This is a genomic window from Halalkalibacter wakoensis JCM 9140 (genome assembly GCF_000513095.1).
GTDB classification, from domain to species: domain Bacteria; phylum Bacillota; class Bacilli; order Bacillales; family Bacillaceae_D; genus Halalkalibacter; species Halalkalibacter wakoensis.
The window spans coordinates 47226-64007 of sequence record NZ_BAUT01000014.1; the positions used below are offsets into that span (position 1 = coordinate 47226).

The 16782-nt window shown below is 38.4% G+C and carries 14 protein-coding genes and 1 other annotated feature; of the genes, 10 read left to right on the forward strand and 4 right to left on the reverse strand.

Annotation, left to right across the window (positions count from 1 at the left end; translation table 11 throughout):
* Positions 1-100 precede the first annotated feature (100 nt).
* Positions 101-317, forward strand: a binding site (T-box leader).
* Positions 318-372: 55 nt separating this feature from the next.
* Positions 373-1614 carry a tyrosine--tRNA ligase gene (tyrS, locus tag JCM9140_RS08095; protein ID WP_034744789.1) on the forward strand — a complete coding sequence of 414 codons (1242 nt, stop codon included), beginning with the start codon at positions 373-375 and terminating at the stop codon, positions 1612-1614.
* A 339-nt stretch (positions 1615-1953) separates the two neighbouring features.
* Here the strand turns inward: tyrS and rpsD are convergent, their stop codons facing one another.
* Positions 1954-2556 carry a 30S ribosomal protein S4 gene (rpsD, locus tag JCM9140_RS08100; RefSeq protein ID WP_034744792.1) on the reverse strand — a complete coding sequence of 201 codons (603 nt, stop codon included), beginning with the start codon at positions 2554-2556 and terminating at the stop codon, positions 1954-1956.
* A 465-nt stretch (positions 2557-3021) separates the two neighbouring features.
* Here rpsD and JCM9140_RS22425 point away from each other — a divergent pair, with 465 nt between their 5' ends.
* Positions 3022-5235 (forward strand): sensor domain-containing diguanylate cyclase, encoded by a 2214-nt coding sequence (locus JCM9140_RS22425; RefSeq protein ID WP_052002139.1) that lies wholly within the window; start codon positions 3022-3024, stop codon positions 5233-5235.
* A 51-nt stretch (positions 5236-5286) separates the two neighbouring features.
* Here JCM9140_RS22425 and JCM9140_RS08110 read toward each other — a convergent pair whose 3' ends face one another.
* On the reverse strand, positions 5287-5772 hold the full coding sequence (locus tag JCM9140_RS08110; protein ID WP_034744794.1) for a free L-methionine (R)-S-oxide reductase MsrC: 486 nt from the start codon (positions 5770-5772) through the stop codon (positions 5287-5289).
* Between the two features lie 221 nt (positions 5773-5993).
* Here JCM9140_RS08110 and refZ point away from each other — a divergent pair, with 221 nt between their 5' ends.
* The gene (refZ, locus tag JCM9140_RS08115) at positions 5994-6653 is read left to right on the forward strand and encodes a forespore capture DNA-binding protein RefZ (RefSeq protein WP_034744797.1); all 660 of its coding nucleotides are present in this window, start codon (positions 5994-5996) and stop codon (positions 6651-6653) included.
* On the opposite strand, the gene hisJ is transcribed toward refZ, so the two are convergent.
* The gene (gene hisJ / locus JCM9140_RS08120) at positions 6648-7472 is read right to left on the reverse strand and encodes a histidinol-phosphatase HisJ (RefSeq protein ID WP_034744800.1); all 825 of its coding nucleotides are present in this window, start codon (positions 7470-7472) and stop codon (positions 6648-6650) included. The genes refZ and hisJ overlap by 6 nt on opposite strands.
* Before the next feature lie 244 nt (positions 7473-7716).
* Here hisJ and ezrA point away from each other — a divergent pair, with 244 nt between their 5' ends.
* The 5 genes from ezrA (at position 7717) to JCM9140_RS08145 (ending at position 13961) form a co-directional block, all read left to right on the forward strand.
* Positions 7717-9408, forward strand: coding sequence for a septation ring formation regulator EzrA (ezrA, locus tag JCM9140_RS08125; RefSeq protein WP_034744804.1), 1692 nt, complete (start codon positions 7717-7719; stop codon positions 9406-9408).
* Positions 9409-9579: 171 nt separating this feature from the next.
* Positions 9580-10716 carry a cysteine desulfurase family protein gene (locus tag JCM9140_RS08130; RefSeq protein WP_034744806.1) on the forward strand — a complete coding sequence of 379 codons (1137 nt, stop codon included), beginning with the start codon at positions 9580-9582 and terminating at the stop codon, positions 10714-10716.
* A complete protein-coding gene (thiI, locus tag JCM9140_RS08135; protein ID WP_034744809.1) occupies positions 10713-11912 on the forward strand; it encodes a tRNA uracil 4-sulfurtransferase ThiI in 1200 nt (399 codons plus the stop codon). The genes JCM9140_RS08130 and thiI overlap by 4 nt, the downstream gene beginning before the upstream one ends.
* 93 nt (positions 11913-12005) lie before the next feature.
* Positions 12006-12215: an alpha/beta-type small acid-soluble spore protein gene (locus tag JCM9140_RS08140; protein ID WP_034744812.1), complete on the forward strand. Its 210-nt coding sequence runs from the start codon at positions 12006-12008 to the stop codon at positions 12213-12215.
* A gap of 156 nt (positions 12216-12371) precedes the next feature.
* Positions 12372-13961: an amidohydrolase gene (locus JCM9140_RS08145; RefSeq protein ID WP_034744814.1), complete on the forward strand. Its 1590-nt coding sequence runs from the start codon at positions 12372-12374 to the stop codon at positions 13959-13961.
* A gap of 299 nt (positions 13962-14260) precedes the next feature.
* Here the strand turns inward: JCM9140_RS08145 and JCM9140_RS08150 are convergent, their stop codons facing one another.
* Positions 14261-15061, reverse strand: coding sequence for an NAD kinase (locus JCM9140_RS08150; RefSeq protein ID WP_235715307.1), 801 nt, complete (start codon positions 15059-15061; stop codon positions 14261-14263).
* A 98-nt stretch (positions 15062-15159) separates the two neighbouring features.
* Here JCM9140_RS08150 and sppA point away from each other — a divergent pair, with 98 nt between their 5' ends.
* Positions 15160-16152 (forward strand): signal peptide peptidase SppA, encoded by a 993-nt coding sequence (gene sppA / locus JCM9140_RS08155; protein WP_034744820.1) that lies wholly within the window; start codon positions 15160-15162, stop codon positions 16150-16152.
* A gap of 12 nt (positions 16153-16164) precedes the next feature.
* Positions 16165-16701: an RDD family protein gene (locus tag JCM9140_RS08160; RefSeq protein ID WP_052002140.1), complete on the forward strand. Its 537-nt coding sequence runs from the start codon at positions 16165-16167 to the stop codon at positions 16699-16701.
* Positions 16702-16782 lie beyond the last annotated feature (81 nt).

Genomic DNA, 16782 nt, shown 5'->3' on the forward strand with positions numbered 1-16782 from the left:
CACATGGTGTCGAAAGACGATATGGTTTCAGGCAGATTGACATTGGTGGTTGATTGTGGTAAAAAAGAAACACTGAGACGTTTCCTTTAAAAAAGTAAATAGTTAAGCGTTGAATGATCGAAGTAATCTTCACTTCCCTGTTCAAGAGAGCTAATGGTAGGTGCGAATTAGTACATAAGTGACGGATGAATTACAGTCAGGAGCTTTCTTTGTGATAAGCGAAGAACGGTATCTACCGTTATGTAATGAAGTGGGAGAGAAAAAGATTCATCTATTCTCTTCAACAAGGGTGGTAACGCGAAGACCTCGTCCCTTTTTTAGGGGAGAGGTCTTTTTTCTTTTATATAAATACATGAGAATGGGGTATTGATGATGGAAAAAGAATTTACATTAACAAAAGAACAACAAGTAGAAGTGGAACGACAACTAGCATTTTTACAACGTGGTGTCGTTGAGATTGTACCTGAAGCCGATTTTAGAAAGAAAATTGAAAAGTCGGTCGTTACAGGGAAACCTTTAAAGATCAAATTAGGAATGGATCCTTCTGCACCGGATGTTCATATTGGTCACACGGTTCCACTTCATAAATTACGTCAGTTTCAAGAGCTAGGACATGAAATCCAAATGTTAATAGGCGACTTTACAGGACGGATTGGTGATCCAACTGGAAAATCTGAAACCCGCAAGCAATTAACAGATGAAGAAGTGAAAAAGAACGCAGAAACCTATGTAGAACAATATGGGAAAATTCTTGATATGGATAAAGTAACGATCTATTACAACTCAGAATGGTTAAAGCCATTACAGTTTGAAGATGTTGTAAAGCTCGCTGCTAATATGACCGTTGCTAGAATGTTAGAGCGTGATGACTTTGAAAAACGTTATAAATCAGGCCAGCCTATTTCTGTCCATGAATTTTTCTACCCATTAATGCAAGGCTATGACTCTGTAGCTTTAGATACAGATATCGAAGTTGGAGGAACGGATCAGAAGTTTAATCTCCTGATGGGAAGAACACTCCAAGAAGCATACGGAAAGGAAAAACAAGTTGCCTTAACGCTACCGCTCATTGAAGGACTTGATGGCGAAAGAAAAATGTCTAAGTCTTTAAATAACTATATCGGAATTGATGAAGCGCCAAATGAAATATTCGGTAAGTCCATGTCGATTCCAGATGAGTTAATGATTAAGTATTACAAACTAGCTACAGATTTACCAATGGAGGAAATCGAGAAGTTAGAAGCTGATTTAGCGGATGGCAGTGTACATCCTCGTGATGCAAAGATGAATCTGGGTGCACTTTTTGTTGAAATGTACCATGGGAAAGAAGCAGCTGAAGAAGCAAGAAATTATTTTCAAACGGTCTTCCAAAAACGTTCACTTCCAACAGATATTCCTGAAACAAAATGGGAAGGAGAGTCTCCAATCTGGATCGTTGATTTGTTAGTGGAACTAAACATGCAGTCATCTAAAGGAGAAGCACGTAGAATGATTCAAAATGGTGGGGTAAAAATCAACGAAGAAAAGGTTGAGGATGTCCAACTCCAAGTCGAAGTTGAAGATGGAATGATTCTTCAGGTTGGCAAGCGGAAATTTATGAAGCTGACGAAGTAAACAGGACAGAATACAGGAAAGAAGCCAAAAGCCCAAAAGAGTCAGAAGAGAGGGTGTCTTCTGACAGGAAAGGTGTCAAAAGCCCAAAAGGAGTCAGAAGAGAGGGCACCTTCTGACAGGAACGAGGTCAAAAGCCAAAAAAGAGTCAGAAGAGAGCATCTTCTGACTCTTTTTATGTGGTTAATTGCTTCCGGAGCAGTTGGACTTAAAATCTTAGCCTATCCTATATAATAGAAGAAAAACTAAAATCATGAGCCAAGGCTAGAGTCTAATGGAGTAACCTCTTTTACTTTTCTTTACGAAAAAAGCCAGTCCATATGGACTGGCTTTTCATAAAGCTTAACGAGAGTAGAACTCAACGATAAGAGCTTCTGTGATTTCAGCAGGTAACTCAGAACGTTCTGGAAGACGAGTGTACGTTCCTTGTAAGCTATCAGCATCAAATGTTACATAAGCTGGAACGAAGTCGTTTCCTTCAAGAGATTCCTTGATGATGTCAAGGTTACGAGACTTCTCGCGAACACCAATTGATTGACCAGGTTTTACGCGGTAAGATGGAATATCTACGCGGCTTCCGTCAACTACGATGTGACCGTGGTTAACTAATTGACGAGCAGCACGACGAGTACGTGCAAGACCCATGCGGTAAACTAGGTTATCAAGACGAGACTCAAGAAGAATCATGAAGTTCTCACCGTGAATTCCAGTCATTTTACCAGCATCATCAAAGATGCGACGGAATTGACGCTCGTTTACTCCGTACATGTGACGAAGCTTTTGCTTTTCTTGAAGTTGTAAACCATATTCAGAAAGTTTTTTACGTTGGTTTGGACCGTGTTGCCCTGGAGCATACGGACGTTTTGCTAATTCTTTCCCCGTACCGCTTAATGAGATTCCTAAACGACGAGATAATTTCCAAGATGGACCTGTATAACGAGCCATAATTTGACTCCTCCTTGTTATTTTGATGTTGCAAAATAACAACCGGTGGGTAATCTCAAACAATGTTCATTTTGCTTTCATGCATCTTCGCTTCGACAGCAAGAAGTTACACGATGCACCTCGTTTATGTGCAGCCGCACGAGGAACAAAATGATGGAACATTGTGTGTTTACCGTGGCTGTCTTATTTCACACAAATTATATTATATGAAAATCAAATGTATATGTCAAGAAAGGAACTAATAGAATAATGATTACATAAAAATGTAAATTTTTACTCTCAAATCGGGAAAAAGCATAGTATAATTATAGTATATAGTTAGAGGAATTAGTTTAAATGAATTCGTTACATAGTCCTTTTTGAAAGAGTAGTTCATGAATGAAAGCATGTTTAGCTAGACCCTTCAATGAATTTTAATCAGACTAGGTCCTTTGGACTAGTTATGCGATTGTGTGGTGTTTGAGAATGAATGGCTATATAAAATATGAAGCTTCAAACAAATATGAAGATATATTACGTAGAGTCGTTGCGAGAATTTCTGCAAATCAGTCATTTTTTACACCGGCTGTATTTTTTATTGCGACTGAAACGAACATCACTTCTATAAATGAAATAGGTTACATCCCGAAGTCATTAGTAGAAGCTAAGACGTTTTTTCACCAACATTTCATCCCGGAAACGATCTCTAGTCCTTATGAAGACTATCGACAAATTGTAGTCCCTATTGTAGCGGATCAAAATGGAGAAACTTTATTTTTGGGAGTCATTGTTCAATGTACAACAGAATCCATTCCCTTTATTAGTCAATATGTTGAAGCACTTTCAAACGGGATTGGTTCCTCTCTTTATGATACAAAATACGAGATTACAACGGAAGAATTATTACTAGAAGCTAATTACAAAATGGAGTTTAGCCGTTTAGCTGGGTCCTTTATTGAATGTTGTTCCAAAAAGCAAAGAGACTATGAGCTTGTGATTTATAAATATAAGGAAAAAAAACTTAGCCCGGTAGGTTCATCCGCTCAACAGCTTCATTCTGATATTGTTTTGACAAAAGATCTAGCTGCGCTTTTACTTCATCGCACAGAAAATGCAGTCGTTCTAAAGGCGGAACAATTAACAGGTGAAGTTGACGAAAGGAAGTTTGCTATTTTTCCCATTGTACTTGAGGGGGAAATTGTAGCTGCAATTGTTTTCATCCTTAGTAGGCTTGAACATGCTTCCTCATTGGCTTGGGTTAATAAATTAGTGCCACTTTTTCAACGAGGCTTTGAGCAGGAAAAGTTGAATGAAGATGAGAAGCGAAAAGACATCTTAATGTTGGTTACGAAGAAGTTTCATTCCACAATGGATATTGCAGAAGTCTTAGGGGAGATTGTAGCGGCGATTAAACGAGTTTATCCAAGTTTCCTTGTCCATTTGCTGATCTCACAAGAGTGGAAGGCTAAAGATGACTTGCCTATTAAACCGTTTATGTATGGATCGGATCAAGGTAACGGAAAAGCAGAACAAGCTTATTTATCTGGTCGAATTCAAGTTGAACATGAAGCTGATAATGGAACGATTTTCTTGTATGCTCCATTGAAGGGGAAACAAGGGGTATACGGGGTAATGGAGATACAGACAGTCGGGTATTCTGATATACCAAAAGAAGAAATTGATTTTATAAAAATGTTAGCTGATACGGGTGGGATCGCTCTTGAAAATGCAGAATTGTTTCAACAAAGTCGAAAGCTTATTAGGGATTTACAGCTAATAAATGAAACATCACATCAATTAAACTTAAACTTACGCTTGTCAGATACCATTAATTTTATGACACAACAAATTACAGAATCATTTGGTGCCGAGCAAGTTGGTTTTTTTATTTTCCAAACGAATGGAGAATTTATTGTTCTAGAAGGAAGTTCGGAGTTGTTCTGCCAAAAATCAGTTCATATAGACCTTGAGTCGTTCATGCTAAAAATAAAAAGAGAGAAAGATTCGATTTTTATTGGTGATACCGACTTACAAGATGTTAATGTACTTCAGGGCTTTAAATCAGTCCTGGCCGTTCCGATGATTCAGAACAAAGAATTAAAAGGTGTCGTGATTGCCGTTCATAGGAATACCAATCACTTTAGCTTTGATAATTTTAAATTACTTCAGTCTCTTGTTCACCACTCTACGCTCGCTTTCACCAATTCGATGCTTCATGAGGAGCTAGAGAAGCTAGTGATTACAGATCACCTTACAAGGCTGTATTCACGAAATTATTTAGATGAGTGCATTCAAGAGTCGCTAATGAAAGAGAATCAAGGAACCTTTCTTTTACTCGACATTGATAACTTTAAGAAAGTGAATGATACGTACGGGCATCAAGTTGGGGATGATATCATTATCCAAGTGGCGAATGTGTTAAAAAGAAACATCCGAAATGATGATATTGCCGCAAGATGGGGTGGGGAAGAGCTGGCGATTTATTTTCCTGAGATTGAAATCGAAGTGGGTCTCGACATTGCCTATCGTATTTTACGCGCGGTTGAACTAGAAACGAGTCCTAGAGTAACGGTCTCAATCGGTCTATCGTATTGGACAAATAACGATTCAAAGCGCTCTTTGCAAAAACTCTTTACATTAGCTGACCAAGGCTTATATGTTGCAAAGGAAACAGGAAAAAACCGTGTTGTTGTGAAATAACATAAGGGAGGTGTGAGTTAGCTAAATCACACCTCCCTTTTTGGCATTCAGTTACAACGCCAAATGTTTTTCAAGCACGTTTACAAATGATTCTAAAAGTGCCTGATCTTCTTCTGTAAACCGCGAGATTAGCGGACTATCTATGTCAAGAATAGCTACAATTGTACCTTTGTGTCTAACGGGAATGACAATTTCTGAGCGGGAGGCTGCATCGCAAGCAATGTGTCCAGGGAATTGATGAACGTCTGGAACAAGAATGGTTTCCTCTTTTTCTACCGCCGTTCCGCACACCCCTCTGCCAATAGGAATGCGTACACATGCAGGCAAGCCTTGAAATGGGCCTAACACTAATTGATCATTTTCTACTAAATAAAAGCCAACCCAATTAACATCGTCTAAAAAGTGACTGAGTAGGGAGCTAGCATTAGCAAGATTTGCAATTAGACTTTCCTCACCTGCAAGCAAAGAATCTAATTGCTTGTTTAACGTCTCATATTGTTGTTGAAGGTTACCACTATACGTAAGTTTTTCAAACATATTATCGTTCCTTTCATATTACAAAATCTATTTTGCCATTTTAACATGATGTAGACAGAAAAGAACAATAAAAATAACTCGTTCGAAAGAGTAAAGGGGAAAGAGGTGAAAAGGATCGAATTTTGCAAGGTGACATGAAAGTTTTGTCGAGCGATTTATAGAGGATAATGACCAACTAACACGAACTTTATAAGAGAGGATAAACAAGGAGGTCTACCATTATGAAGGAAACAAAGAAAGATAGAATTATTGATGCTGCTGTTCGACTTTTTTATACGCAAGGTTTTGATGGTACTTCAGTCCGGGATATCGCTAGTAAAGCTAACGTCAATGTCGCTCTTGTCTCCTATCATTTTGGTGGAAAAAAAGGCTTGTATGAAGAATTAATGATTCAATTTTTGGAAGGGCACCTTACGATCATTAAAACTGAATTAGAGCATGTCAAAGGAACCGTGAAAGATCAATTGCTGTCACTCATAAAATCATTGCTTCAGTATCAATCGGCTAATCATTTCGTTGCACGTATGGTGCATCGTGAAATGACAATGGATTCTGTTTTAGTCCGAGAGTTAATGTCGACCTATCTACGAAAAGAAAAGCATGACTTTGAAGTTCTAATTCATAACGGCATGAAAAAGGGAGAATTTCGGAAACAACCACTTGATTTTGTTCTTATCCATTTACGAACAATGATTATCATGCCATTTCAGTCTCCCCATTATTTAAGTGAATTATATCAAATCACAACAACCGAACCATATTTTATTGAAAGATATATGAAACATATTAAGCATTGGATTGATTTATGGCTTTGTAAGAACCCACAGGAGTATAGCCACAACACATCAACGACATTTTTGTTACCTAGGTCCATTTCATAAAATGGCTTGAGGCTTTGTTACGGTAGCTAGAGGGGATAATTGATCAATCCCGCTTAATAATGCACGAGCTTGATGGGCATCTGAGCCATAAACTAATGGAATAGAAAGGTCAATCGCTTTTTTAATGATTTGTTCAGGAGGATAGGGCTCTTTGCATAATGGCTTGATACACCCAGCGCCATTGTAATCGAGTTCATATCCTTTTTTCTTGATTCCAGTCAAAATCGTCATTGTTTCATCGTAAAAATCGTTTTTGACCGGGAATTTTTTTTGGAACTTGCTCGCAAGTGTCATATGGCCAATTCGTTTTGGTTTATAGACACCTAGATCCACCTGTACGGATTGCAGAACAGCCTCATAATAACGCTTGTATACAGCCTCTACAGAACCAAGCTCAATACTAGCCTCTTCAAAAACTTCAGGACTATAATCAATGCAGACATACCGGTCGTTTAACTGTAAAAAATGAACAGATAAAATGCTGTCATCTAGCTGTGGCCCTACCTCATTTAACAATTCAATTGTCTCTTTTTCAAATCCAGCAATATAATCAACTTCTAGTCCCACGTAGATGTTTAAGTGATTACGATAGTAACGTTTTAATGCATTTACTTCTGAAATATACCTTGATAAATCTTCCCACTTCATCCCACTGTCTTGTAAAGGGGTAGGATCAGTAAAGGAACGAGGAAGTGGGGCATGCTCAGTGAACGTAATTCCTTGTATATTGGATGCGATAGCTTGTTCACAATATTTTTCAAATGAATCGTTTGTCCCATGCGGACAGAATGGACTATGTATATGACCGTCGTGTATCATTATTTCCCCCCCAACGTTGGTAAAAGCGAGTTTCTTAAATCTAATTTTCATTTTAAAAAAACTATGAATTTAAAGCTTATTAATTGAATACAAACTAGCCATTTCATGGTATCATAGAAACTATCGAAATCGTAAAAATCTTAGACAAATTTGTCAAAAATAGAGGATTTTTGTTTTTTTTGCCGAAACAACAAGAAGCTAAATTTGAATGGACAGACTATTGAGCAAAGAAGGGAGTCCTCATATGCTTTATTATTTCATATATATATTAATAGCTTTCATTGCTATTTTCATACTTATTAGTTCGATTATGAGAAAACGAATTTACAAAGAAGTCGATCGACTTGAGGATTGGAAAAATGGGATTTTGAATCGAGATATCCCGGATGAGATTGGCAAGGTAAAGCATTTGCACATGTCGGGCCAGACAGAAGAGAAATTTGAAACATGGAAAAATGAATGGGATGAAATTGTCGGAGGCATCTTGCCAGATATTGAAGAGAAGTTGTTCGATATTGAGGACTTTGCGGCGAAAAATCGATTTAACAAAGCAAAGCAGCAGCTCGAATTAACGGACAAACGTTTAACGAGTATTGAAGAGCAAATTAAAACATTGTTAGAAGATGTTCACGGGCTTGTCCAAAGTGAAGAGCAAAATCGCTCTGAAATTGACGTAGTTCGTGTTGCTTATAAGGAGTTATGCTCGGCTATTACAAAGAAACGTGGATCTTTAGGACCTGGATTAGTAGCGTTTGATAAAGATGTCGATAAAGTGAATCAATTGCTTGAACAATTTGATCAAGCTACAGCAGATGGAAGTTATTTAAGTGCAAGGGAATTTCTTGTCGAAGCACAAGAATTAATAGCCCGTGTCGAGACATTGTTAGATGAGTACCCGAAATTACTTGTTCAAGTAGAAACAAAAATTCCAGCTGAAATAAAAGAAATTCGCGATGGAATGGTAGAAATGGAAAAAGCAGGTTATCAGCTTGAACCATTTTCTCTTCTTTCTCGCATCGAAGTTATGGAACAGGAATTGGTTAAGATTAAAGAGGCCCTTGTCGTTCTGGATTGTGATGGAGTAGAAGATCAACTTCTTGATTTGTCAAATCGACTTGAACAGCTATATGACACGTTAGAGTATGAAGTTGAATCAAAACAGTATGTCCAATCGAAATTGGTTGAATTAGCTAATCAGGTGGAAGAAAACCAAGAGAAAGTAGAACAGTTGGCTTCTGAAACCGTTGATGTTCAAAAAAGTTATTTTGTGTCAAAGGAACAACTAAATGCACAAAAGCAAATAAAGGAACAAGCTCATGATTTGACGAATCAGTTATTTGTTTTATCAGATGCAGCCGATCATCAAAAACAAACGTACACATCTATCCGTGAAATGGTCGATCTGTGGCAAAATGATATGAACAAGCTAGCAGGTGAAATTGAATCTGAAAAAGAAACATTGTTCGCTTTAAGAGAAGATGAACTAAAGGCTAAAGAAACGATACAATCTTTAAAACAAATCATTCTAGAAACCCATCGAACGATTAAGAAAAGCAACATCCCGGGATTGCCAGAGCATGCATTGCTTCAATTGGAAAGTGCAGAAGAGGCATTAATGCGGGCAACAGAGCAACTTTCTGAAATCCCACTTGAACTTGGACGTGTGACTGTTCTTGTGCAAGAAGCTGAATCGATCGTTAAGAAAAACCAAGAATCTGTCTTCCATTTAGTGGAACAAGCGGATTTAGCAGAATTGGTTATTCAATATGGGAATCGTTTTCGCAGTCGCTCACAAGAAGTAGCCAATGGATTGCTAGAAGCTGAATTACGCTTTAGACAATATGAGTACGAAGAAGCACTAGAGTGTGCTCTTCAAGCGGTTGAAAAATATGAACCAAATGTATTGGAGATTGTCAAAGGATATATGCCAGTATAGGAACAAAGCAGGGCTGCTGCTAGAAGGTGATACATAACCTTTTAGTAGCAGCCCTTTTTAATGGAGCAGTGAATAACTGGCAATCTACATAATATACCTTGTTATTTAAGGATTTTGTGCTAACATATATGGGTGCGTAGAACGATAATGAGTCATGGGAGGGAGTATGCGATGATATATTTAGATAATTCCGCAACGACCAAACCGTATAAAGAAGTAGTGGAAGCCTATGCAACAGTTGCATCAACTTATTTTGGAAATCCATCTTCTCTTCATACATTAGGATTGCAAGCAGAAAAATTAATTGGGGAATCAAGAACTCGAATTGCTCAAATTCTTAACATAAAATCAAGTGAGATCATTTTTACTTCTGGTGGAACAGAAGGGAACAATATTGCGATTAAAGGAACGGCTTATTCCAAAAAAAGCAGAGGCAAACATCTTATTACAACAACGATTGAACATCCATCGGTGTTTGAAGCTTTTTCACAGCTTGAAACAGAAGGGTTCGATGTAACGTATATACCTGTAGATCAGCAAGGTCAAATAAAGGTTCGTGACTTAGAAAAGGCTATTCGTCCTGATACGACTCTTGTATCGATGATTCATGTTAACAATGAAACGGGAAGTATTTCTCCTATTGAAGAGACAGGAGAACTGCTGAAGAAATTCCCACACGTTCTTTTCCACGTTGATCATGTTCAAGGCGTCTCAAAAGTTCCTCTTGATTTGAAAAAAGCAGGTGTAGACTTATGTACGTTTTCAGCTCATAAGTTTCATGGAATGAAAGGAAATGGCCTTCTATATGTAAGAGAAGGTGTGAAGATAGCGCCCCTTTTTCATGGAGGAGAACAAGAACATCGTGTAAGAGCTGGTACGGAAAATGTCGCAGGAATTGTTGCAATGGCAAAAGCGTTACGCTTAGCTGTTGAGAAAGACACTAGCCATTTGGACGAATTGAGAGCGTATCTGACTGAACAGCTGACTTCATTAGAAGGTATCCAGCTAAATAGTCCAGCCCAAAACGCTGCTCCGCATATTGTGAATTTTTCCGTACCTGGTACCAAACCAGAAGTGCTCGTCCAATCGCTGACCAAATCAGAGATCTATGTATCAACAAAATCGGCCTGTTCATCAAAGTTATCAGAACCAAGTCGCGTGCTCCTAGCAATGGGATTAGGTGAGAAAGTGGCGAGCTCTGGTGTTCGCGTTAGTTTTTCAAATGAAACGACGAAAGAAGAAATTAATCAACTGATGATTCAGTTAAAACGAATTGTACCGCAATTATTGGAGGTAGTTCATTCATGACATATGAACATATACTTGTTCGATTTGGAGAAATAGCATTAAAAGGGAAAAACCGTTCTATTTTTGAAAAACAATTACAGCAAAATATAAAAATGAGTCTCAAAGCGTCTCCTAACTTAAAAATAAAACGAACGTATGGACGGATTGTGATTGAACTAAATGGTGAAAGTCATGAAGCAGTTGTTGAAAAGCTAAAAGATATTTTTGGGATTCATTCGTTTAGCCTTGCCATCAAAGTTGAAAATGATCTTGAAGAGATAAAAAAAGCAGCACTAACGGTTTTAGAGGACCATGATCATGTGAAAACATTTAAAATAACTGGAAAACGAGCGTACAAACCTTTTCATCTTGATTCTATGCAAATCAATCGTGAAGTAGGTGGGTATGTTTTAGCGCATGCAAATGGAGTGAAAGTAGATGTTCATAATCCAGATGTTGATATTCGGGTGGAAGTGCGTGAGACAGCAACGTATGTAACATCTGGTTTTTATGAAGGAGCAGGTGGACTTCCAGTTGGTACGAGTGGAAAAGTACTCTTGCTGTTATCTGGTGGAATTGACAGCCCAGTTGCAGGATATTTAACGATGAAACGTGGAGCTAAAATTGAGGCTGTTCACTTTCATAGCCCACCATACACAAATGAGCGTGCCAAACAAAAGGTCATTGATCTCGCCAAATCATTAACGAAATTCGGCAGCAGTGTTGTACTTCATTTAGTTCCGTTTACAGATATTCAAATGCATCTTCATAAGAATATACCGAGCAACTTGCAAATGACGATCATGAGAAGGGTTATGCTTCGTATAAGTGAAAAAATTGCAAATGAGCGTAAAATACTGGCTCTTGCAACAGGAGAAAGCCTTGGACAAGTAGCAAGCCAAACGTTGCATAGCATGAATACGATTAACGAAGTGACGAACTTGCCAATCATTCGTCCATTGATTACAATGGACAAGCTAGAAGTAATCGATATTGCAAAGAAAATCGATACGTACGAAACGTCTATCTTGCCTTTTGAAGATTGTTGTACGATTTTTCTTCCGCCTGATTCAAAAACAAGACCGAAAAGAGACCAGGCTAATAAAGTTGAGCAATTCATTGACGTTGATCAATATGTGAACGATGCAGTGGAGAAGACAGAGAAATTACACCTAACAAGTGCAACAGTTAATAAAGAAATAGACGATCTTTTCTAGGCTTATTTCATATTCTCACAAATTACCAGTTACGTTTTTGCATGTTTTTAGCCTCTCCTACTCATTCTATGAGTACAGAAGGAGGTGAGAAACATGGCAAGCAACAACAGCGGTAATTCAAACCAGCTTCTTGTACCTGGTGTACAACAAGCTTTAGATCAAATGAAGTATGAAATCGCTTCTGAATTTGGTGTTCAACTTGGAGCAGATGCTACTTCTCGTGCTAACGGTTCTGTTGGTGGTGAGATCACAAAGCGTCTAGTGCAAATGGCTGAACAACAAATGGGTGGAAGCATCCAGTAATTAGATATATGATGGCTTGGAGAAGGGTGTTCAACACCCTTCTCTTCTTTTTGCTTTATTTGAAATATGACGTGGAATCATACACAATAACAATAGATGTTAACATGGTTACATAAAACTGTCGTTTAATTAGGTGAAATGTTGAGGAGGAACGTTATGGGAACTTTATGGTTTAATGGGACATTTTTCACAATGGAAGAAGAAGGAGAAACAATTTCAGCTGTTTATATTAAAGACGGGTTCATTGAAGGGACCGGAAACAAAGAGCAATTGGAAGAGCGCTATGGGAGACTCATCACAAAAAAGATTAACCTACAAGGTGCGTTTGTTTATCCAGGCTTTGTTGATAGCCACTTACATATTATCGGTCATGGAGAAAAGTTAATTCGACTCGATTTATCCGACGTAGAACAGGCAGAAGAAATGAAGCAATTATTAGAAGCAAAATACAAAGAAACAACTAAAAATCAATGGCTGTTCGGTGATGGTTGGAATGAGAACAATTTTCCTGATAGAAAGATCTTCCATCGATCTGAGCTAGATGAGATTGCTCCAGATACGCCGATGTTTTTAACTCGAGTATGTCGACATGCCGCACTCGTAAATACAAAAGCTTTAAAATTAGCGGGAATAACAAAAGACACCGAAGACCCTGTTGGTGGTGTCATTGTTAGAGATAATCAAGGTGAGCCAACAGGATTTCTGCTTGATACAGCAGCGGATTTAGTAAAAGAAGTCATTCCGGATGTCACAAATGAATATGTGGCTCAGGCTCTAGGTTTGGCAATCCATGACTTGTTTCGAGTTGGATTAGTAGGTGGTCATACGGAAGATCTCCATTATTATAATGGTTTTAAACAAACGTTTGATCAATTTAAAAACATAATTGACGGCGAGGAGATAAAGTTTCGAGCACATCTTCTTGTCCATCATGAAGCAACACCTGAAATGGAACGAGAAGGGTATAAAACAGGTGAGGTAACCCCATTTCTAGAACTTGGTGCAATGAAGATATTTGCCGATGGTGCCCTTGGAGGAAGAACGGCATACTTACAGAGCCCTTACACAGATGATCCATCCATATCTGGTGTGGCGATTCATTCACAAGAAAGTTTAGAAAACCTTTTAAAACAAGCCCGTGAAAAAGAGAGTCCAGTTGCAATTCATACTATAGGAGACGCAGCACTTAACATGGCTTTAACAGCTTTAGAAAAGCACCCACTTTTAAAAGGGCGAGATCGTTTAATACATGTACAAGTTGTAGATGATACTTTAATTGAAAGAATGAAAAAGCTGCCAGTCATTCTTGATTTACAACCAAGATTTGTTGCTTCTGATTTCCCGTGGGTTATGGAACGTTTAGGGGAAGAACGAATCAAACAATCCTTCGCATGGAAGACGCTTCTTCATCATGGCTTACACTGTGCAGGGGGTTCTGATGCACCGATTGAGCCAGTAGATCCATTGCTTGGAATCCACGCCGCCATTACAAGAAAACGAATAGGCGAAGATCATAACGGATATTTACCAGAGCAAAAACTGACTCCATATGAAGCTGTACAATTGTTCACATCAGGAAGCGCATTCGCCATTGAAAAAGAACACGAAAGAGGAAAAATCACAAAAGGATACGTCGCCGATTTTACCGTCCTTGACCAAAACATATTCACAATTGACCCAGACGACATACTCGAAACAAATGTACTAATGACCGTTGTTGACAACACGATTATGTATCAAAAATAACGAAGAATGGAGCTGTCCAAGGTTATGAAAACAACCTTTGAGAACAGCTCCTTTTTTATCTATTCGGTGTCTAAAAGGATATACATAGGATTTCCTTAAGATTGTTGCTCTGAAGAAGGTTCCTTCTCATAGTGAAATGGAGCGAAAGTCACTCGACTCCTGCGGGAAATAGAGGTAGGGGCGAGACCCCACAGGCGTAGCCGAGGAGGCTCGCCACCTCCCCGCGGAAAGCGAGTGGCTGTAGCGCAATGGAACGAATATAGGAAGAACAACATACCCAAAAAAGGTTTTATTCAATTCTATTTTATAAAATTACGCTGTACTTTCTCCCAAAACGAATTGTTTTTTAATTTTAGTACTTTAATCGATTGTTCAGCTAACTGAAGTTTTAATTGCTTTGCATGCCTAATACTAAGGGCTTCATTATCCACACCGATAATAGGATGATCATTGCCATCCTGAACGACTTTTAATGTTAGCGTACGGTCTTGTCCAAGAAGAAACGATGTTCCTAATGTACGATATTCATTGTTGTTCAATGAGGCAATTTCACTTACTTGTAGTGATAAAAGCGTTGGGTCTACAACCGCACCATTTACAGACATGTTATAAGCCGTACTTCCAGTAGGGGTCGAAACGATCATTCCGTCTCCGCGGAACGTTTCAAAATGTAAATCATCAATGAAAACATCGATTACAAACGTTTTGATTACATTGGAGCGTATAGAACACTCATTTAAGCAATAAAACGGTTTTTCATTATCAACAGTCACTTTTAAAATTGGATAACGGCGTACTTCGACTTCCTCATTTTGTAAGGCATGAATCATTTGCTTCATGTCCTGAATTGAAAAGTCTGTATAAAATCCGAGAGAATCAGTACTAACTCCAACATAAAGGCAATCTTGTTTAAATCCTGTCTTTCTAGTTGCTTGTAAGAAAGCATTATCTCCACCAATACTAGCGATGATATTTGCTTCTTCTACATTTGTAACGAGAGTAAAGTTGTTTTCTTCAGCTAGTGCTTTTAAAGGATTTACAAGTTCTTCCATTTCATTTGTGCGTTTATAAGATAAATACAAGTTCGTTCTTGATGACACACGACTCATCCTCTCTAATGTTCTTTTATCAATTTTATGTTATCATAACCATTGTTTAGGAAAAAGAAACGAAAAATTGAACGTAGAGGAGTGAGGGGATGAGTCGAAAGCGGTGGTTGGCGTTAATTGCCGTAGCAATGCTACTAGTTGCGTCTCTTGCAGTGAATGCAGTTACAGCAATGATTTTCTCTAATACAAGTTCTTTTATGGGTGCGCCTGGTCAAGATTGGACGGAACATCTGCTTGAATCTGGAGATGAATTTGGAGGATCAATTGTTGTTCTAGAAATAAATGGAGCTATTCAAGATACGGGAGATGGTGGATTTTTTGCTCCAACAGGTTATAGGCATCAAATGTTCTTATCTCAGATTGAACACGCTGGGAAAAATCCGAATGTTGAGGGAATCATTATTCGTGTGAATACCCCTGGTGGTGGCGTTGTTGAAAGTGCTGAAATTCATGAGAAGATAGTTGAAGCGCAAACGGAATATGACAAGCCTGTTTACGTGTCTATGGGCAGTATGGCCGCTTCAGGTGGATACTACATAGCGGCTCCAGCGGATAAAATTGTGGCTAGCCCTCAAACGATTACCGGTTCCATTGGGGTGATCATGGAATCCATTAATGTAACAGAACTTGCAGAAAATTATGGTGTAAGAGTTAACACGATTAAAAGTGGCCCTTACAAAGATATTATGTCAGCAACGAGAGAAATGACAGAAGACGATCGTGCTATTCTTCAGTCGTTAATAGATGAGTCGTATGATGAATTTGTTCGAGTTATTGCAGAAGGTCGTAATATGACGGAAGCAGAAGTTCGAACTGTTGGTGATGGCCGTATCTATAGCGGAAATCAAGCTTTAGAATTAAATTTAGTTGATGAATTAGGAAGTTTAGATGATACCATCACTTTGATGCGAGAACATGTTGGACATTTTGACGTCATTCAATATGAACCACATTTGGGATTGCCAGGATTCCTATCCTTATCATTGAAGCAATTGGTAAGTGGTACGGGTGAACTAGCAACACTTGAACGCATTCTTTCGACCAACCGTTCACCAAGTTTAAAATACATTTACACAGATTAAGGGGGAAAGACAATGAGTCAGGTAGTGGAACCGTCACCGTCATTGCACACAAAACGAAAACGTGTTGTCAATGGCCGCTTGCGTCATCGTATGATTCAAGAAACTCTCCCTTCTTCTGAAGTCAGTCAAACGATACATGCGGAGAATGAAGATAAATCTTACTATTATGCAGGATTCTGGATGAGACTTTGGGCTTTTCTTCTTGATATGATTACCGTGTTCTCATTAAATGGGTTACTCGTCTATCCTCTTTTGAGATGGACAAATGGAAGTGGAGTTTTCTCCATAGGTCCATTTACGTTAGATACCATTTTGAGCGCAATGGTTTTTTTCTTGTATTTTGCCATTATGACAAAGTTATACGGGCAGACGATTGGAAAAATGGTTATGGGACTTCGTGTACGATCGTCAAAAAATGAACCATTAAGCTGGACACAAATTGTTTTTAGAGAAGGGTTCGGACGCTTTATTCATCAAGCTTTCTTTCTACTATATGCGATTTATCTTATGATTGCTTTTACTAAAGAAAAAAGAGGCTTCATGATATGATTGCCGATACGGTTGTCGTACATGAACGAGATGATCTGTCAGATTTTCAGTAAGTTAGATAAACCTGCCAAAATTGGCAGG